Genomic DNA, 19,625 nt, shown 5'->3' with positions numbered 1-19,625 from the left:
CGCCTCTGAGACGTTGTCCTCCCAGAAGGTCTGGCCGTTCGCACCCTTGCCGTAGATCGAACCGCCATACCAGGCAAGGACCCGCCCGGTGCTCGGTTCGACCGCGACCAGCCCGGTTCGCAGATCGGGCACGGCCGTGGACGGCTTCTGGAGCACGTTCGTGACGGCCAGGTAGGCGGCCGTCTGGCGACCCTGATCAATGCTGGTCTGAATGCGCAGACCCTGGAGGTTGATCTGCTGCTCGGTGATACCGGCGGCGATCAGCTCGGCCTTGACCTGGTCACGAATATAGGCGGCCTGTGGCGATGACACCGCCAGGCCGTTGGACTTGTCCCATTCCTTGGTCACCGGTGGCTTCTTGTCGGGACCGGCGCGGGCCGCGTCCAACCATCCCTTGGCGGCCATCGTGTCGATCACTTCGTGCCAGCGACGCTCGGCGGCGGCCGGGGTCGCCCGCGGGTCGAGCGCGTTCGGGGAGCGGATCAGCCCGCCGATGACCGCGCCCTCCTCGGCCGTGAGGTCCTTGGCGGGTTTGCCGAAGTAGGTCTTGGCCGCGGCCTCGATGCCGTAGCATCCACGGCCGAAGTAGATCGTGTTCAGGTAGAATTCCAGCACATCATCCTTGGAGTACTGCTGATCGATCTTGATCGCCATGGCGATCTCTTTGAACTTCCGGGAGAAGGTCCGTTCCTGGGTCAGATAGGCGTTCTTGGCGTACTGCTGGGTGATGGTGGAACCGCCCTGGGCGATCTCGCCACCACTGAGGTTCACCCAGATCGCGCGGGCGATCCCCTTCGGGGAGATGCCGGGCTCGCTGTAGAAGTTCTTGTTCTCGGCGGCCAGCACCGCGTGCTGGGCGTCCACCGACACCTGGGAGAGCGGGACGTTCGTCCGGTTGACCGTTCCGATCTTGGCGATTTCGGTCCGGCCGTCGGCGTAGGTGATGACCGACGTCTGTTCGGCGGTGTTCACCGTTGCCGGCAGCGGCACCTTTGTGAAGGCCAGGACGAGCGCCACCAGGGCTGCGACCATCAGCACGCTGGACAACAGCCCAAGCAGGACCAGCCGGCGCAACCACCGTGGACGGTTTCGCCAGAACATCGGACCGTGCTTGCCCTGGCCCTTCCTGACCGTGGACGCGGCCGCGCGGCGACCCGCACGCCGGGCCGGGGGGTCGCCGACCTGATCAAGGGCGTCACCCGCAGCCGCGGCGGGCACGTCATCCGGGCGAGGGCGGCGCACGTAGGTGGTGGAGTCGCCGGTGCGCTCGCGGACGCCGATGCGTTCCATCGCGGCGCGGTCCGTCGTGTCGTAGCGGCTGTCGCGCGCCCCACCCCGGCCGTCGGGACCACGATCGGGCGCGCCCGAACCGGCGGTACGGGGATGGTCCCGGCGGACCGACGAACGGCGCACGTGCGTACGTGCGTTGTCATCGTCGCGCGGGTGCACGTCCCGATCGTAGGGTGGCCTCACTGACAGTCCCGTCCGTTGCGGCAGGGGGTACGGACCCCGCATGGTCGGTGGCTGCCGGGAGACGCTACGCCGCCCCACCTGGACGCACCCACACCGGCTCCGGTAAAACCGGCCTCAGCCGGCCAAAGGGCGTGCGATCGTGGCCTTTCCGCACGCCCGGAGGCCCCACACAGCCAGCCCGGCCAAAGGGCGTGCGGGCACTCTTAGTCTGCCGTGCGCCGACGGCTCCCCCGCCTGACTCGTGGCTGGCCGGTCCCGATCACAAAAGACGTGGTCAGATGGTTCCAGCCACAGGAGGTGCAGACCTCCACGACATAGACGTTCAGCTCGCTGAAGCGCTGTTCCAGCGCCGGCAGATCTCTGGTGGGGCGGACCCGCCCGGAGCTCACGCCAAGCTCGTCACCGTAGGTGTACGTCACGTTGATCAAAGGTTCGTTACGACAGACCGGACAGCGCCGGGTGGTCGCCTCGCCATGATATCTGGCTGCCCGGAGCAGATATGGGTGAGCGTCACAGACGTCTGTCGTCGACACCCTGCCCGCATGCAGGTCAGCGAGTGTCGCTCGCCGGGCGAGCGCGTAGTCGATAACCGACCGTGGGCGCATGGCAAAGACGGTACGCCGGATGCGGGGACCCGGCAGACGGTCCGGACAGATGCGCCCCGAGTGCCGGAGAACCCTCCGAACACGGTGTGCCACGGCCGGCCGAGACACGATCCAACCATCTCGCCGTTCCACACCAGACATCCGTTGTTGCCTTGGATTCCCCGAAGTGGCATCCTCGATGTATCGAAGCGATATGTCTGACCGCTAGATCACCATGACGAGATCACCATGACGAGATCAAAATAGCCAGATCACAACCATCGGTTCAGGCACTCGCTGGATCAGACAACCGCCAGGTCGATTACGGTGGAGGGAGCGGCAATGCTGGAGTTGGCCGTCCTCGCGCTGCTCTCGGAGAGTCCGATGCACGGCTACGAGCTGCGGAAGCGGCTGAACACCGTGCTGGGTACCTTCCACCGTTTCAGCTACGGGTCCCTCTATCCATGCCTGCGCAAGCTCGCGGCCGAGAGCTACGTCACCGCCGACGACTCCAGTGCCGCGGGTCGCCTCGGCGGCCGCAGCCGCGTTGTCTACACCCTCACAGCCGAGGGCAAGGAACGCCTCGTCACCCTACTCGGTGAGGGCGGGCCGTCCTCCTGGGAGGACGAGATGTTCGGCGTCCGGTTCGCCTTCTTCGGCAAAACCGACGCGGCTGTCCGACTGCGCATCCTCGAAGGTCGACGCGGCCGGTTGGAGGAACGGCGTGAGAAGGTCCGGTCCGCCCTGACCAGGACCCGCGAGCGGTTCGACTCCTACACCCTCGAGCTGCAGCGCCACGGCCTCGAGTCCGTCGAGCGCGAGGTCCGCTGGCTCACTGAACTGATTGAAACCGAACGGGCCGAGACCGGACGGACGCAACCACCGCCGACCGCCGTGTCCGCGGGGCTGCCACCAGACCTGCCCGCAGCTCCACAATCAACCGGGTCTCCAGGTGCGCAGGAGGATCCATGATCGCGCACCTTCCGGCCAGCGTGCCGACGCCACCGGGCCGGGAGGACAACGGCGACGCAGTCCCGCCCACCGGGTAGTTCGGCGGCACCGCAGGGCCCGCATCCCCGCCCCACCCACCAGCGTCCACAACCAATACCGCTTCACACACAGCCAAAGGGAGCAGACCGTCATGGGTTCGGTACGTGTCGCTATTGTCGGTGTGGGCAACTGCGCCGCATCCCTCGTCCAGGGGATCGAGTACTATCGCGACGCTGAGCCGTCGGCGCAGGTACCGGGCCTGATGCACACCCAGCTTGGCCAGTACCACGTTCGGGACCTGGAGTTCGTCGCGGCGTTCGACGTCGACGCCAAGAAGGTCGGACGCGATCTGTCCGAGGCGATCGTCGCCAGCGAGAACAACACCATCAAGATTGCCGATGTGCCGCCACTGGGCGTCACCGTCGCCCGCGGCCACACTCTGGACGGCCTTGGTCGCTATTACCGCGAGACGATCGCTGAATCCGACGAGGAACCCGTGGACGTGGTGGCCACGCTGCGTGAGTCCCGAGTCGACGTCCTTGTCTGCTACCTGCCGGTCGGCTCCGAGAACGCGGCGAAGTTCTATGCCCAGGCCGCGATCGACGCGGGCGTCGGGTTCGTCAACTGCCTGCCGGTCTTCATCGCGGGCCGCGCGCAATGGGCGGAGAAGTTCCGCGCGGCCGGCTTGCCGATCATCGGGGACGACATCAAGTCGCAGGTGGGCGCGACAATCACCCACCGCGTCCTGGCAAAGCTGTTCGAAGACAGGGGCGTTGTCCTGGACCGCACGATGCAGCTCAACGTCGGCGGCAACATGGACTTCAAGAACATGCTCGAGCGGGACAGACTGGAGTCCAAGAAGATTTCCAAGACACAGGCAGTGACGTCTCAGCTCTCCCACGACATGGGCCGGGACAACATCCACATCGGCCCGTCCGACTACGTCTCCTGGCTCGACGACCGCAAGTGGGCCTATGTCCGCCTCGAAGGACGCGCGTTCGGCGATGTGCCGCTGAACCTGGAGTACAAACTTGAGGTGTGGGACTCGCCGAACAGTGCCGGTGTGGTCATCGACGCGGTTCGCTGCGCCAAGATCGCTCTTGACCGGGGTGTCGGGGGGCCGCTGGTCGCCGCATCCTCCTACTTCATGAAGTCGCCGCCGGAGCAGTACCGCGACAACGTCGCACGTGACAAGCTGGAGGCGTTCATCCGCGGCGAGTAAGAGCGCCCGGGCGAGGCGTCCCGCGCAAGGCGACCCGGGATGTACGAGAGTGGTCCGGCCACCCGGAGGGGGCGGCCGGGCCACTCTCGTCGTCGCTCACCGTCTGACCGCGGTCAGCTGCATCAGGCATCAGGCATCAGACGTCAGGCATCAGACGTCAGGTCGCAGTCCTGGTGGGAACCGTTGTCATCGGGCTCGGCTGCGCTGCGGCTGTCGGCAACCGGCGGACCTCCACTCCCCCGAAGCCGTCCAGATCCGACGGGTCAGACGGGTCAGACGTCCGCCTGCTCAGGTACAGCAGCGCGCACACGATGTACCCGGCTCCGGCGACCAGCACCATAACCGCCGACCTGCCGGTGGCCGGCAGGGTGATCGCCGCGAGCGCGGCAGCGGCCACGTAGGCGACGTTGAACAGCAGATCGTAGAGGGCGAAGGCGCGCCCCCGGTAGGCGTCGTCGATCTGTTCCTGCACGATCGTGTCGACACAGATCTTGCTGGCCTGGGCGGCGAACCCGATCGGCACCGACGCGACGATCAACAACGCCGAGCTGAACGGCAGACACAGGGAGATCTCGATGATCCCGGCGCCGAGCAGCACGAAGATGATCCACATCTGCTTGCTGACCCGGCGGGTCACCCGCGGCGTCACGAAGGCGGCCGTGACCGTTCCCAACCCGCCGGCGCCCACCAGCAGGGCAAGGCCCGCCAGACCTCCGAGGGCGCCCGTGAAGTAGTTACGGTAGAGCAGGATCGCCATAACCGATGTAAGACCATATGACGCCCGAGAGCCGGTCAAGGCGGCCAGGGCGTACCGGGCCGGCGCCCGCCGCCACAGGTGACCCGCTCCGTCCGCCAGTTCCAGGACCACCTGCCCGACCTCGCCGAGAACGCCCTGCCCGGGCGTGGCGTGCACGGGGCCGAACTCGCCCCGGCCCGCTCGGGCGGCGGTCCCCGCGGCAAGCAGGTAGACGACGCCGGAGAGCGCAGCCACAAAGGCGACACCCGCGTCGTCCCCGCCGATCAGCCCCCGCAGACCACTGCCGATACCGGCGCCGATGAGGGTCGCAAGCGTGCCGGCGGTCGTCGATACGGCGTTCGCCGTGACGAGCCGCCCCGCAGGGACGACCACCGGCAGGCCCGCGGACAGCGCGGCGAGCACAAACCGGTTGACGCTCACCACCGCCAATGCGGCCGCATAGAAGTCGGCACCGGTATGGCCGGCGGCGATCAGTACGACGAGGATGGCGAGCAGTACGGCCCGGGCCAGCGCGCTGACCACCAGCACCCGCTGCCGCGACACCCGGTCGAGCAGGATCCCGGCGAACGGTCCGATGACACTGAACGGCAGCACCACGATCGCCAGCGATGTCGCCAGCGCCGCGGCGGAGGTCGCCCGCTCCGGCGAGAACAGCACATAGCTGACCAAACTCGCCTGGAAGACCCCGTCCGCCGCCTGCGAGGTCAGTCGGGAGCTGAAAAGCCGCCGGAATCCGGTCAGCTCGAACAGTTGTCGCAGATCTCCGGCCCGCGCCACAGCATGAGCCTACGGACCCAGCCGGTCATGCGTCCGAGCCGTGCCCCCGCTGGCACCGCCCGACCCTCGGATGTGACGCAACGTCACCGTGAACGTCAGTTCGGCAGGTCAGTTCGGCAGGAGGGTGAAGGCTTCAACGTGCTTCGGCCGGACGACGCCGAAGTGACGGCGGTCCAGCGTGGCGATCTCCGTGACGCCCAACCGCTCAGCGAGCGCGATGACCGACGCGTCCACCCCACCGAGAGGGAAGTCCGCATACCGATCAACGAGATCCGCCATACGATCAAGATCCGCAATTTTCAGTTCGGCGACAGCGAAATGACCGGTGACAAACGACCGCAGGAACTGTGCTTCGACACGAGGGCCCGCGTCCCTCTGGAGAAGGTGACAAACCTCTGCGACAACCGGCGGTGGAACGATGAACGGCCCCTTCTCCGGACTGAGGAGATCCAGGCTCGCAGCATGATGGCGATCCTTGCGGTTGGCAGCCGCCACGATCGGCCCTGCATCAACGATCAATGTGACCCCACAGTCGCATTGACGATCTCACTGGCCCGCTCGCCAAGGTCCGGATCGCCGTCGAAGCTGGCGAACCATGGCGGCGGCCAACCGGACCCGTCGGAGGCGGGGCCGGCGTCCATCCCGGTTACGGCAGGGACGAGCTCGAGGTGGAGACGTGCGCGGCGGCCTCGCGGGACGCCGTGACGCTCCAGCTCGGAGACGAGGTGGTCGTCAACGACGACCTCGAGGTCATAGCAGACCGGTTCTGGAGTAGCCATGCGATCAGGATAGCGCAGATGAACTGCTTGCAAGCAAATTGTCCACAAGAAGAGCGAGTTTTCCACAGGCAATGCCCGCCCAACCGACACCGCCCCGCGGCCTGAGTTCCGCGGGGCGGTGCTGTGTCCGGGGTGCTGTGTTCGGGGTGCTGTGTCCGGGGTCGGTGACGCGGTCCGGCCACCTCCGGTCAGTCCGGTCAGTCCGGTCAGTTCGGTCCGGTCGGTCCGGTCGGTCCGGTCAGGTCCGGTCAGGTCCGGCAGGACGCTCCGGCGCAGGTGGCTAGCTGGTTCAGCCGCGCGTCGAGCTGGGCGACCAGAGCCGCGTTCTGTGCCATACCTGTCGGGGTGGCGAGCAGGTTCGTGAGTTCGTACGGGTCGGCCGCCAGGTCGTAAAGCTCGTACTGGTGGACCTTGGGCGCCCGGTCGACGTCATACCAGCGGACGTAGAGGTAACGCTCGGTCCGCAGACCTGTCCACGGTGGCAGGTCCAGATAGTGAGCGGTCGCGTTGGTCACCTGCTCGGCGGCGATCCCGTCCTGGCCGTCCTCGCCGGGGCCCGCATACTGCCCCAACAGGTCACTGCGCCACGACGGCGGTTGCTGGCCGTGCAGCATGCCGGCGAGCGACTGCCCGTCGACGTCGGCTGGAACGCTCACCCCGGCCAGCTCCAGGAAGGTCGGCGCCAGGTCGATCTGCGCGACCATGTGACTGTCCGTACCCGCCTTGATGCCGGGTCCGGCGACAACCAACGGCACCCGCAACGACTCCTCGTACGGGGCCATCTTCTGGACGAGACGGTGCGAACCGAGGTTGTAGCCGTTGTCCGAGGTGAAGACGAGATAGGTGTTGTCCAGCTTTCCGGTGTCACGCAAGGTAGTCACAATGTTCGCCACCATGTCGTCGAGGGCGTACAGCGACCCCATCCGGTTCTGGTAGTCCCAGTTGTTGGTGGCCAGCACCAGAGCGGACCGCTCGGTCGCGCTGGACGAGAGCCACCACGGCTTGTCCGAGACATCGGGCTCGAGGAAGTTCGGGCTGTGCGGAGCGGTGGCGCTGGCAAACGGGTTGTTGGCGTCCCGGGGCGCCGGTGGCAGGGGCAGGTGCGGCGCGGTGGACGCCGCGTACCAGAAGAACGGCGTGCCGTCAGTGGCGGCCCGGCGGATGAAGTCCGTGGACTTGGCGGCGACTACGTCGGTCGAGTAGTTGGCCGGATTGTCCGGACCGCCGTACTGCACCATCGTGCCGTTCTCGTTCAGCGTGTAGTTGTATCCGGTGTAGAAATTGTTGTTGACGCTGCCATACCATTCCGACCAGCCCGGCGGAATGTGCTCCGGCTCGTTCTCGATTCCGTTCATGTACTTTCCGGCGAGACCGGTGCGGTACCCGGCGTCATGCAGGTATTTGGCGAAGGTCTTCTCCTCGTTACCGTTCGCCGCGAACGTGGCCCAACCACCGACGTCACCGGAGTTGGTGAGCACGCCGGTGTTGTGGCCGTACTTTCCGGTCAGGATCGTGCCGCGAGCCGGGCAGCAGATGGGCGTCGGAGCGAAGCTGTTGGTGAACGTCAGCCCACTGTCCCGGATGAGGGCGGCCGTGTGCGGCATGGCCTCCCAGTACGGCGAGGTGGTCGCGTCCAGGTCGTCGGCAAGGATGAACACGAAATTCGGCCGACTGTCGCTCTTCGCCACGTTCACCGCGGCCAGCGGCGCGGAACTCCTCGCGGATGGCCCGGATCGCACCACGGGAATAATCACGGCTGCCATCGCGATGACGCCGAGTACGCCGGCGATGCCGAACCGCGCCCGCCGTCCGAGATGTCGATGTCGTGCGGACACCACATGCCTCCTTCTCCGTCCTCCGAGCGGAGCCGGAAACGGCGCGACGTTCGTTCTTCCACGCCGCCGGCGGCTCGCGTCCCGAACCACTCGGCAGAGGAACGAAGTCGATCGTGACCGCGCCGCGTGTGAACGGCTGGAACGCAGGGTGTGAGTGCGATTCGAAAGCAGGCCCACCACATCGGGCGGCCCACCGAAAAGGACCGCCCGATGTGGTGGGCCTGCGGGCGGGTCGAGCTAGGTTGCCTGGTCAGGCAGGTCAGGCAGGTCAGGCAGGTCGCCGGGAAGCGGGACGTCGTTCTCCCGTGCCCAGCGCAGGAGTTCGGTCTCGGCCGCTTCCCGTCCTACCAGACCCGCCTCGAAACGGAAATCGAGCATGTGCGCCCGCGCCTGGCCGACCAGCCGCCCGGGCGAGAGGCCCAACAGCTCCATGATGTCGTCCCCGGAGAGTTCCGGGCGGATCGCGGCGATCTCCTCGCGCTCGGACAGCCGGGCGATCCGCTCCTCAAGCGTGTCGTAGGTCGCAGCCAGCATCTCGGCCTTGCGCCGGTTGCGCGTCGTGCAGTCCGAACGGACGAGTTTGTGCAGCCGGGACAGCGCCGGCCCGGCATCGTGGACGTACCGCCGGACCGCCGCGTCGGTCCACTCGCCGCGACCGTAGCCATGGAACCGCAGATGCAGGAACACCAACAGGGTGACCGCGTCCGCGACGTCCTTGGGGAACCGCAGCTCCGCCAGCCGTTTGCGGGTCATGTCGCGTCCGACCACCTCGTGGTGGTGAAAGGAGACTCCGCCGCCGGGTGCGTGCCGGCGGGTCCGTGGCTTGCCGATGTCATGCAGCAGGGCGGCCCAGCGCAGCACCTCGTCCGGGCCACCGTCGGGCAGCGGGTCCTCCAGCGCGATCGCCTGGCGCAACACGGTCAGGGTGTGGGTGTAGACGTCCTTGTGCTGGTGGTGCTCGTCGATCTCCATCCGCAGTGCGGGCAGCTCCGGCAGGACGATGTCCGCGACCCCGATGTCCACCAACCGTTCCAACCCGGCCACCGGGTCGGCGCCGACCATGAGCTTGCGCAGCTCATCCCGGATGCGTTCGACCGAGACGATCGTCAGTCGGGGTGTCCTGGAGCGCATCGCCGCGACCAGCTCGCCGACCGGGATCAGCCCGAGCTGCGCTTCGAACCGGGCAGCCCGCAGAATACGCAGCGGGTCGTCGTCCAGGGACGCCTCGGGGGAACCCGGGGTCCGCAGCACCTTGCGGGCGAGGTCCGCCATGCCGCCGAACAGGTCGATGAACTCGTGGCCGGGCACGGACACCGCCATCGCGTTCACGGTGAAGTCGCGACGGACGAGATCGCCTTCCAGCGTGTCACCGTAGGCAACTGTCGGATTCCGCGATGTCCGGTCATACGCTTCAGTGCGGTAGGTGGTCACCTCGAACCGCACCCCGTGGCGGATCAGACCGACGGTTCCGAACGCGATCCCGGCCTCCCAGGTGGCGTCCGCCCAGCCACGGGTGATCTCAAGGACACGCTCTGGACGGGCATCGGTGGCGAAGTCGAGATCGGCCACACCCAGGCCGTCGGCCGCGGCGTCGACGTTCAGGCGGCCAAGCAGTGCGTCCCGGACCGAACCACCGACGAGGTACAGGCTGTGGCCGGCACCGGCAAAGAGCCGCCCCAGGTCGTCGGCGGGAGCCGGTACCTTGAGAAGGGCACTGACAGCCCGTTCCGCGGAGTCACGTGGGTTGTCCAGGCAGATCACCGACACTCTTTCAGCGTATCGGCCGCCCCTGCCCTCCACCGGCCGGCCACCCGTCGACGCGCAATCGCCGGCGATCCACCACCGCAGGACCGGCGTCAGCGCGATGGCGGAGCCTATGTCCGACAGTGACCGTGCACAGCGGGTGTGACGCGGACGACTCGTACGATCAGCTCATGTCCCCGTCCTCGACATCCCCTCGTCGGCGACTTCGGCGGGTAGAGGAAACTTCGGCGGGCGGGCTCGTCCTGGATGACCCTTCAGAAAGGGCGAACGCAGCGCTGATCGCGCGCCGTGACCGCCGTGGCCGACTGTTGTGGTCGCTGCCGAAAGGGCACGTCGAAGGCGGCGAGACCGCGGAACAGGCAGCGGTTCGGGAGGTGGCGGAGGAGACTGGTGTGACCGGACGGGTACTCGGTCGGCTCGGCACGATCGACTTCTGGTTCGTGGCCGGACGGGCACGCGTGCACAAGACCGTTCACCACTATCTTCTGCTACGGACAGCCGGGGAGCTGTCGGACGCCGATGTGGAGGTCAGCGAAGTCGCCTGGGTCCCGCTGGTGGAGGTCCGCGAACTACTTGCCTACGACGACGAACGCAGGCTCCTGAGCCAGGTGCCCGGCATTCTCACGGACACCACGTGACACACCGCGGTGATTCTCTGACGTTCCGGAGCATCAGAATGATCACTTTGATCCTGATGTCACTCGCCATGCTGACGCTGGAAACAACCTCGGTCCGCGCGCAGCCAGACCCGGCGTCCACAGAATCCACCGGAGTATCCACAGCTTCGACCCGGGTATCCACAGGTTTGTCCCCAGCCCGGCCAGGCCTTTCGAGCCCACGGCTGAACAGATCGTCACTCGTGGCTTCGACCACTCCCGCGAACGCTTCCGAACAACCGGTACGTATCGACATCGACGAGTTCACCCAGATCGGAAGGCCCCAGTCGCCGTTGAAGGTGACGGGCCGCCTGAAACTCACCGGGACTGTCCAGGTCTCAAACCTTGAGGTACGGGTCGACCTCGGCCGTTCGATGTCCAGCCGCGGTGACCTCGCGAACCTACGTACCAACGCGGCCGCGGCGGCCGCGCTGAGCTACCCGACGGCGGTTGCCTCCCAACCGATTGCGAGCCCGCTGGTGCCGGGCGCGCTGCCGGCGGCATTCACCGCAAGCGCCAACCCGGCCGGCCTGAACCTGCCTGCGGCGCTGAAGGTGTACCCGGTGCGGATCACCGCGACCGGAACGGTAGCCGGCCAGCGCAGAATTGTCGGTACGACATACACCTTCCTGGTCTGGGCACCCGTCGACGTCACCGCGCCCACGCCGGTCTCGGTTGTGCTGCCGCTCGCGGACGTGCCACGGCTGCGCGCGGACGGTCGGCTCACCGACGATGGTCTGACCGACCTCGTCGCACCGGGTGGCCGCCTTGACCGGTTGCTGAACGCCGTCGTTGCGGCCCAGGGCGAGCAGGCACCGACCGTCACCCTCGCGGTTGACCCGGTCCTCGTGCAGACCCTGAAAATCATCGCTGACGGCCCGTACGAGGTGGCCACACCGTCCGGTCCGAGCCCCCGACGCCCGAGCCGGGATGCCGCGACCTTCCTGGCAAAGCTGAAGGCGTTCGCGGACGCGGGCGGCACGATCTTCGCCCTACCCTACGGCGACGTCGACGTCGTGGCGCTGACCCGGGCGCAGGAGTTCCACAGCATCCTGGTGGCGCTGCTGACCGGCCAGACCGTCATCGCCAACGCCATCGGTCGCACACCGGACACGACGATCGCCTACCCCGCCGGCGGATTGGTCGACCAGACCACGCTCGACCTGCTGCGCCGGATGGGTGTCACCACCGTGATCACGGACGCCCGCCTGCTGCCGCCGAAGGACCCGGACAAGGGCTACACCCCCGCGGCGAGCACCACCATCGCGACGTCCGGTGGTGTCACCCGGGCACTGGCCGCCGACACGGAACTGGCCAGGCTCGCGACCGGGACCACGACCGGGACCACGACGCCGCCCGATCGCTCGACCCAGGCAGAGTCCTTCCACGATCTCATCGCCGAACTCGCCATGATCACAGCCGAGCGTCCGGGTCTCGCCCGGGCACAGACGCTGGCGTTGCCCCGCTACTGGGACCCGCCGGCCGACTGGGCGCAGGAGGTGTTGGACAGCCTGTCGACTCCGTTCTCCCGGCCGGTGCCACTGATCGGGACACCGGCGGCGGGTACCGCGGCGGGTTCGGCTGCCGCGAGCGGCGAACGCGGTCCCCTCGGATACCCCGACTGGGCCCGGGCGGCAGAGCTGCCCGGCACCCGGATGATCGCCGCAGAGGATCTGCGCAATCAGGTACAGGCCCTCAAGTCCGTACTGTGTCCACAGGGCTCGGGGTCACCGGGACTGCGCAACTGCACGGCCGCCGGCATTGACGCGATGGAGAACACCCTCACCGCAACCGAGTCGGTCGCCTGGCGGATGGGCGCCGCGGGCACGGACGGCGCGGACACCCTGAGCTCGGGTGTCGCCGGGGCGGTACGCGCCCTGCGGGAGGGCATCCGGGTGGTCGCGTCCCGGAGCGTGTCGCTGACAAGCAAACACGGCAAGGTTCCGGTCACCCTCGAGAACAACACCACGTTTACTGTCAACGTGGTCCTCTCCCTGGCGTCCACAGACCACTCGCGACTACGATCAGCGACAAGAGTGGTACTTATAGTACCCGCCCTGCAGAAGGAGCAGATCGAGGTCGACGTCGATGCCGAAGGTGCCGGTACGTTCCCCGTGGACATCCAGATACTCACTCCCGCCGGCCGACCGCTGTCGGCCGGTCCGCCACTGCGGATCCTGGTGAAGTCGACGGTCTTCGGGGTCATCGCCGTGGCGATAACCGGCGGTTCACTGGCCGTTCTCGTATTCGCCGTGGCGATTCGGCTGGTCCGTCGGCTGCGGGCCCTGCGCCGGCAACCTCCCGCCGAACCGCTCCCGCCGCAAGGTGCGGATATTCAGGATCTTCCGGACAATCATGATCTTCCGGATAGTCCGGACACGCTGGAATGCGCACGCCGGACGGTCGCGGAGCCAGCTTCGCGCGACCCACGAGCCGAGGAGCACCGGGCCGACGCACGCCGGGCCGGTGAGTACCGCAGAGACGGCCTGGAGCGGCTCGTCCGCGCCACCAACGCGGTCAGAAACACGGAGAGGGCCGGGTGCCCGGAAGGCGTCAGGAACGAGAAAGCCGCCGGGCACAGGGAAACCGGGAGCCAGGGAACCGGAGGCCAGGGAACCACCAGGGGCCAGGGAACCACCAGGGGCCAGGGAGCACGGCGGTGACGGCCGGACCCGGAGACGGGACCAGGAAGCCGCCCGCCCGACATCGCAGACGATCCGACTTCGATCCCAGCGGGCCGACCACCCAGACGTCGGGACCCTTCGGTGCGCCACCAGTCGCGCCGCCAGCCCGGCCCCAGCACCTCACACCGCGCCAGGAAACACACCTGGGCGCGCCCCACCAGGTCCGGCCGGGACGGGGCCCGGCGACCGGCGGCCCGGCGAAGTCCGCCGGCCGCGGGGCGATGACCCTGGGTCGAGCCAGCGGCACGATGGCGATCGGCACGGTCGCGTCCCGGGCATCGGGTTTCCTGCGGACGGTGGCGATCGCGACGGCCATCGGCACGGGCGCGGCCGGGGACGCCTACAACGTCGCCAACACCACCCCGAACATCCTCTATGACCTGCTGCTCGGCGGAGTGCTGTCCAGCGTCATCGTGCCGGTACTCGTCCGGGCCGCCAAGGACGACCCCGACCAGGGCGAGGCGTTCGCATCCTCGCTGCTCACCCTGGTGGTGCTGGCGCTCGGTGGGGCGGTGGTGGTCGCGATGGTGGCCGCCCCGCTCATCATCAACGCCTATCTGGCCGCCGGCGGCGCCGAGCGGGACCTCGCCGTCACGTTCCTGCGCTGGTTCCTGCCACAGGTGATCTTCTATGGCCTGGGCGCCACGATCGGGGCGATACTCAATGTGCGGCAGTCGTTCGCCGCACCGATGTTCGCGCCCGTACTCAACAACCTGATCGTGATCGCCACCTGCATGGCGTTCATCTTCGTGCCCGGCCCCAGGCCGCCCACCGTCGGCGGGATCAGCAATGCCCAGATCACGGTGCTGGCTGGCGGCACGACCCTCGGCGTGGTGGTCATGACATTCGCCCTGCTGCCGTCGCTGCGTGCGGTCGGGTTCCGCTACCGGCCGCGGCTGGACCTGTCCCACCCCGGGCTGCGCCAGGCGGTGCGGCTGGCCGGCTGGACGCTGCTCTACGTGGCGGTCAGCCAGGTCGGGTACCTGGTCATCGTGCGGCTGTCCAGCTCCGCGACGGCGTACACCATCTACACGTACGGATATCAGATCTTCCAGCTACCCTACGCGATCATCGCCGTATCGGTGATCACTGCGCTGTTGCCGCGGATGAGCGCACACGCCGCCGACAACCGGCGCGACCTCGTCCGCCAGGATCTCTCGACCGGGATGCGCCTGGCCGGCGTCGTGATCGTGCCGGCAGCACTCACGTTGCTGGCGCTGGGTCGCCCGATCGCGGTCACGGTCTTCGACCACGGCGCCGTGAACTACGCCGGCGCCCTGCGGATCGGCGACACCCTTGCCGCCTTCGCCGTCGCCCTGGTGCCGTTCTCGCTGTTCCAGGTGCAGCTGCGGGCCTTCTACGCCCACCAGGACAGCCGCACACCCGCACTGATCAACATAGGTGTCGTGGCTACAAATATCATATGCGCGGTCGCGCTGAGCTCACTGCTGCCCGACACGCAGCGGTCGGTCGCGCTGGCACTGGCCTTTGCCGCGTCCTACCTGGTAGGTGTCGCAGCCTCGTCAACACTGTTGCAGGCTCGCCTCGGCGGCATCGACGGCGGACGGATCGCTCGCATGCTCACTCAGGTGACCATCGCCGGCGGCCTGAGCGCGGTGGTGGCAGCAGCCGTCGCCTCGGGAGTGCGTATGATCATTGGTTCGGGCTGGGTCGGTTCCGGCGTGAGCGTGCTCCTCGCCTGCACGGTTGGCACTATAATATATCTTACGACTATTATCCGGATGCGACTGGCGGAGATGGCGGCGCTTGTCACGACTGTACGTAGCCGGTTCGGTTCCCGATCTGCGCACTGATTCCAATCGCAACCGGTGCAATCACCGATCGGCAGGCCCGGGGCTCGTACACTGAACAAGCTGCATCCGGCTACGACAGCCGGGCGCGTCGGTGATGACGGAGGCACAGTGGTCGACGGGCACAACCGACCGCCGCTGGCTGACGTCAATGAAGATGTGACGAGCAGCGCAACCCGCCGGGCCGACACCATGGCGGCACCTGGGTCCCACTCTCCGTCTGCGGATGAGACGGGCCCGATGCCGCCGCCGGGGCCTGACACACTTCCGGTGAAGACCATGCTGGATGGCCGATACCAACTGCTGTCAGTCATGTACGCGCGTGGTCCGGTCACCCTGTGGCGCGGCGACGACCGCATCCTCGCCCGCCCCGTCGCCGTCCGCGTGGTGCAGCGCTTCAGCCCGGACGCGCACGACTCCGCGGCGGCGGCGCATGATCGCGCCGCCGAGATGCTGTTGTCCGCAGCCATCGCCTCCGGCCGGCTGGTTCACCCGGGCGCGGCATCGACCTATGACGCAACCTCGACCACCACCGGCGCCGGTCCGGTGTCCTACGTGGTGAGTGAATGGGTGGAGGGCACCTCCCTGCAGGCGTTGTCCGCCGAGGGCCCGCTGCGGCCGGACCAGGCCGCGACCGTGATGCTGGCCGTCGCGCGGGTGCTCGCCGCCGCCCACGAGCGCGGCATCCACCACGGCGACCTGCGGCCCAGCGACGTCATCATCTCGCACCACGGCATGGTCAAGGTGGTCGACCTCGGTACCGGCTCGGTCGTCGCCGCCCTGGAGAAAGGCGCGCACAGCCAGGTTGAACCATGGGCCGACTCCACCAACCTGGCCGCCGACGACGTCCGGGCGATGGGTGGTCTGCTGTATTCGGCGCTGACCGGACGGTGGCCGCTGGACCGCGAGTGCGGGCTACCCACAGCGCCGCCGACCAGCGACGGACGGGCGTGTTCACCCCGCCAGGTGCGGGCGGGCGTACCCCGAAACCTCGACGCGCTCACCCTCGCCACGCTCGGGGACGACCGGGCGCACCGCCCGCCGATCGCATCCGCCGCGGAGCTCGCCGAGGCCCTCGAGGAGATCGCGCCGCCCGAGGGCACCCTCGACCTCGGGCGGGTCCGCATCGACGACGAGCCGCCGATGACCCGCGCCATGGCCTCAGGGTCCCCGTCCACCGAGTACGCCGCCACCGGGCACCCGGTGGACGGTGGACGGCAGGGTCCGGCCGGGCAGAACCCCGACCCGAACGGTGGTTACCCCAGGGGTGGTGGCTCGCGCGGCGGCAGTGCGGGAGACGCCTACCCGGTCAGCGCCGGCTATCCCGCCAACAGCGGCTATCCCAACGGCGGGCTGGAACGGTTGCCGACACAGCAGCGCGCCGCATCCCGGCGACGCGGCGCCAAAGGCTCTCCGTACTCCAAGGGGACCTCATGGTCGCCACGCCGCATCCTGGCGATCGTGGTTGCGCTTGTGGTCGCCGTAACCCTCGTCGTCGTCGCGATGACCATGCTGAACCACACTCCGCAGAAGAAGATCACGACCGCGCCGACACCGACCGCGTCAGCGACCACGGCGGTGGGTGTCGTTCTCAAGCCCACCGTCGCGGCGTTCGACCCCCAGGGATCTGACGGCGACGAGAACAACAGCGATGCGCCGAAGGCGATCGATGGGAATCCAGCCACGTCCTGGACGACGAGTGGCTATAACAACACCGACGGCAGGCAGTTCGGCGGGCTGCCCAAGAGCGGGGTAGGTCTCCGGCTGGACTTTGGCCAGCCCGTCATCGTCCGCGACATGACGATCACATTTGGCGGTGGTCCAACCTCGTTTGAGCTACGGGCCGGTGATGCAGCGGTCAACGACATAAACGGCTACCCGGTTGTCGTCTCCGAGGCCGCTGCCCCAGCCGGCACAGCCACCACCGTGTCGGTCCCGGCGACAGCCGCCCACCAGTACTGGGTCGTGTGGCTGACCAAGCTGCCGACGGCTTCAGACGGGCGCTTCAAGGGTTCGATCGTCGACGTGTCCTTCCACTCGTAGGGCCACGGTCCCCCGCCCCCGGGCCGTCGTCCGATGACCACGTCCGAAGCGTCCACGTCCGAACCGTCCGCGGGTGAAGCGTCCACGTCTGAAGCGTCCACGTCCGAAGCGCCCGCGGGTGAAGCGCCCGCAGGTGCGGTCGGCGACACTGCGCTCTCTCCTGCGCCAGAACAGGCCGAACAGGACCGGGACCTGCTCCGCCGGCATCTCGACGGCGATCCGGACGCGTTCGCCGCGCTGGTTCGGGCCCACGGCAACCGCATGTGGACGGTGGCGGTCGGCATGCTACGCGACCGCGAGGACGCCGCTGACACCGTCCAGGAGGCCATGCTCTGCGCCTACCGCGGTGCCGCGACATTCCGGGGTGAGGCGTCGGTGGCTACCTGGCTGCACCGCATCGTGGTCAACGCCTGCCTGGACCGGCTGCGTCGCCGGGCGGCTCGACCACAGGTTCGGCTGCCCACAGACGGCGAAGGCGAACTGGCCGAACCGCGCGACGCCATGGCCGAGGGTGAGACCAGGCTCGCTGTCGACGCCGCACTCAGCCGGCTGCCCGAAGCGCTACGGCTGGCGGTGGTGCTGGTCGACGTCCTGGGGTATTCGGTCGCGGATGCGGCCGCACTGCTCGCCGTGCCGGTGGGCACAGTGAAAAGCCGGTGCGCGCGAGGACGCACAAAGCTGGCTGTAATGCTCGACTACCTGCGTCCTGGGAACCCTACGGCGCTCGATTCCGTCAGTCAGAGCAGGCACGTCAATGCATCCGACGCGGCCGGAGGAGGTGACCAGCGATGGTAGCTGATCAACATCCGGATGTTGAGCGCCTCGACGCCTATGCCGAGGGCGACCATTCGCCATCCGGCGTGGCCCTGCATGTCGGGGCCTGCCCGCAGTGCCGCGAAACCGTGACCGCGCTGCGGCAGGTGCGTCGGGATCTCGCGGCGCTCGCGTCGGTGACGATGCCCGAGGATGTCGCCGAGAGGCTGCGCGCCGCCCTGATTTCGGAGCAGGACGGTCAGCACCGCAATAGTCAGCACCGCAATGGCCAGCACCGGGATGGGCAGCACCGGGATGGCCGCAACCCGGCCGCCGGCCAACGGACACTGTCGAGATCATGGCGGCCGGGGCGGGTTCCAACCCGGGTTCCAACCCGGGTTCCGACCCGGCCCCCGGGGATCCCGGCGTGGTTCACAGCGGCGGCCTGCCTGATCGTCGTGGTGGGCATGGTCAGCTTCGTGGTAACGCTGGCCCACCATCCCGCTCAGAGCACCGCCAGTGAGGCCAGCAGCCGGCTGGCGGCACCACTGCCGGCGCGGGCGGCCGCACCGCTGACGGCGCGGGCGCCACGTTCTACCGCGGGAGACAGCTCCGCTGGCGAGATTGCACCCGGTGCGGTCGCCGACACGGCCTCAGCCATCCTCGCGCATACCGGGCGCCCGGTGACCATGGCCGAGATTCCCCAGCACGCACTCGATCTGGTGACCGGACGGATACCGGGAACGCTCCGGGTGTCACTGCACGAAGACGGCGCTGCCACGACCGATCCATCCGCCGCGGTCGCGTCTGTCATCACCGAGATGACCCAACCGGACCTGCGCTTGTGCTACGTCACCCTGGCCGCGCAGACGGGCGGGACCATCGCCGCACTCGATCTGGTGACCTTCAACGGGCAGCCGGCCGTGCTGGTCGTCCTGTCCAGCCCGAATGACACCGACCAACTGCAGGTGGCCGTGCTCGACGAGCGGTGCAACGTCACCAACATGACGGCGGCCCTGTGGTACAGCACAACCGCTTCCCGATAATGACCTTTCCCCGGCCGAAGGCGGCGCGATGATGCTCGTACGCGCCGCCGGCGGCCCCACCCAGGCCAACCCGGCCGAAGGCGGCGCGATGATGCTCTTACGCGCCGCCGGCGACCTCAAGTAGATCTAGCCGGACCGTGACCGGTGCCCCGGGAATCGGGCGCGCAGTGGGACGGTTGTGGCAGGCGCACGGCCTCACCGGCAACGGCCGGCGACCCGAAAGGACAGGTGGAGATGTGACCGCGCAGAGCAGCGGGCTCGGATCGAACGATCCGGATGTGCGCGACGTCGTGATCATCGGATCCGGCCCGGCCGGCTATACCGCGGCGATATACACGGCGCGCGCGAACCTGCGCCCGCTGGTCTTCGAGGGTGCCGTCTCAGCCGGAGGCGCGCTGATGACCACGACGGAGGTGGAGAACTTCCCGGGCTTTCCCGAGGGCATCCAGGG

At 68.1% G+C, this 19,625-nt stretch carries 15 protein-coding genes and 1 pseudogene; 9 read left to right on the top strand and 7 right to left on the bottom strand.

Annotated elements, in window-relative coordinates:
- A partial coding sequence (locus tag U9977_RS11305) for a biosynthetic peptidoglycan transglycosylase (RefSeq protein WP_322749183.1) occupies positions 1-1,473 on the bottom strand: 1,473 nt, incomplete at its 3' end.
- 203 nt (positions 1,474-1,676) lie between these two features.
- Complete coding sequence (locus tag U9977_RS11300; RefSeq protein ID WP_322749182.1) at positions 1,677-2,078, bottom strand: DUF5318 family protein; 402 nt, start codon at positions 2,076-2,078, stop codon at positions 1,677-1,679.
- A gap of 321 nt (positions 2,079-2,399) precedes the next feature.
- On the opposite strand from U9977_RS11300, the gene U9977_RS11295 reads away from it, so the two are divergent.
- The gene (locus U9977_RS11295; protein WP_322749181.1) at positions 2,400-3,029 is read left to right on the top strand and encodes a PadR family transcriptional regulator; all 630 of its coding nucleotides are present in this window, start codon (positions 2,400-2,402) and stop codon (positions 3,027-3,029) included.
- A gap of 169 nt (positions 3,030-3,198) precedes the next feature.
- Positions 3,199-4,269, top strand: coding sequence for an inositol-3-phosphate synthase (locus U9977_RS11290; RefSeq protein ID WP_322749180.1), 1,071 nt, complete (start codon positions 3,199-3,201; stop codon positions 4,267-4,269).
- A 157-nt stretch (positions 4,270-4,426) separates the two neighbouring features.
- Here the strand turns inward: U9977_RS11290 and U9977_RS11285 are convergent, their stop codons facing one another.
- From U9977_RS11285 to U9977_RS11265, 5 genes are all read right to left on the bottom strand, one after another.
- Positions 4,427-5,803: an MFS transporter gene (locus tag U9977_RS11285; protein WP_322749179.1), complete on the bottom strand. Its 1,377-nt coding sequence runs from the start codon at positions 5,801-5,803 to the stop codon at positions 4,427-4,429.
- Positions 5,804-5,911: 108 nt separating this feature from the next.
- Positions 5,912-6,322 carry a type II toxin-antitoxin system VapC family toxin gene (locus tag U9977_RS11280; protein ID WP_322749178.1) on the bottom strand — a complete coding sequence of 137 codons (411 nt, stop codon included), beginning with the start codon at positions 6,320-6,322 and terminating at the stop codon, positions 5,912-5,914.
- Complete coding sequence (locus U9977_RS11275) at positions 6,319-6,582, bottom strand: hypothetical protein (RefSeq protein WP_322749177.1); 264 nt, start codon at positions 6,580-6,582, stop codon at positions 6,319-6,321. Before U9977_RS11275 ends, U9977_RS11280 begins: the two co-directional genes overlap by 4 nt.
- Before the next feature lie 248 nt (positions 6,583-6,830).
- Positions 6,831-8,417 carry a sulfatase gene (locus U9977_RS11270; protein ID WP_322749176.1) on the bottom strand — a complete coding sequence of 529 codons (1,587 nt, stop codon included), beginning with the start codon at positions 8,415-8,417 and terminating at the stop codon, positions 6,831-6,833.
- Positions 8,418-8,654: 237 nt separating this feature from the next.
- Positions 8,655-10,178 (bottom strand): CCA tRNA nucleotidyltransferase, encoded by a 1,524-nt coding sequence (locus U9977_RS11265; RefSeq protein ID WP_322749175.1) that lies wholly within the window; start codon positions 10,176-10,178, stop codon positions 8,655-8,657.
- Between the two features lie 173 nt (positions 10,179-10,351).
- Between U9977_RS11265 and U9977_RS11260 the strand changes: the two genes are divergently transcribed.
- The 7 genes and pseudogenes from U9977_RS11260 to U9977_RS11230 all read left to right on the top strand — a co-directional run.
- Positions 10,352-10,819 carry an NUDIX hydrolase gene (locus U9977_RS11260; RefSeq protein WP_322749174.1) on the top strand — a complete coding sequence of 156 codons (468 nt, stop codon included), beginning with the start codon at positions 10,352-10,354 and terminating at the stop codon, positions 10,817-10,819.
- Between the two features lie 38 nt (positions 10,820-10,857).
- Positions 10,858-13,500 carry a DUF6049 family protein gene (locus tag U9977_RS11255; RefSeq protein WP_322749173.1) on the top strand — a complete coding sequence of 881 codons (2,643 nt, stop codon included), beginning with the start codon at positions 10,858-10,860 and terminating at the stop codon, positions 13,498-13,500.
- A gap of 269 nt (positions 13,501-13,769) precedes the next feature.
- The gene (murJ, locus tag U9977_RS11250; RefSeq protein WP_416210559.1) at positions 13,770-15,335 is read left to right on the top strand and encodes a murein biosynthesis integral membrane protein MurJ; all 1,566 of its coding nucleotides are present in this window, start codon (positions 13,770-13,772) and stop codon (positions 15,333-15,335) included.
- 309 nt (positions 15,336-15,644) lie between these two features.
- Positions 15,645-17,375: a protein kinase family protein gene (locus U9977_RS11245; RefSeq protein WP_322749172.1), complete on the top strand. Its 1,731-nt coding sequence runs from the start codon at positions 15,645-15,647 to the stop codon at positions 17,373-17,375.
- Positions 17,376-17,408: 33 nt separating this feature from the next.
- Positions 17,409-18,170 carry an RNA polymerase sigma factor SigM gene (gene sigM / locus U9977_RS11240; protein WP_322749171.1) on the top strand — a complete coding sequence of 254 codons (762 nt, stop codon included), beginning with the start codon at positions 17,409-17,411 and terminating at the stop codon, positions 18,168-18,170.
- The gene (locus tag U9977_RS11235; RefSeq protein ID WP_322749170.1) at positions 18,164-19,174 is read left to right on the top strand and encodes a hypothetical protein; all 1,011 of its coding nucleotides are present in this window, start codon (positions 18,164-18,166) and stop codon (positions 19,172-19,174) included. Before sigM ends, U9977_RS11235 begins: the two co-directional genes overlap by 7 nt.
- A gap of 155 nt (positions 19,175-19,329) precedes the next feature.
- Positions 19,330-19,625 (top strand): annotated as a pseudogene (locus U9977_RS11230) (FAD-dependent oxidoreductase); the annotation flags it as partial.

This window comes from Protofrankia sp. Cas8 (assembly GCF_963555845.1).
In the GTDB taxonomy this organism is placed as follows: domain Bacteria; phylum Actinomycetota; class Actinomycetes; order Frankiales; family Frankiaceae; genus Protofrankia.
Note: the sequence above shows the minus strand (reverse complement) of the source record. Positions and strands in the feature narration are given on the sequence as shown.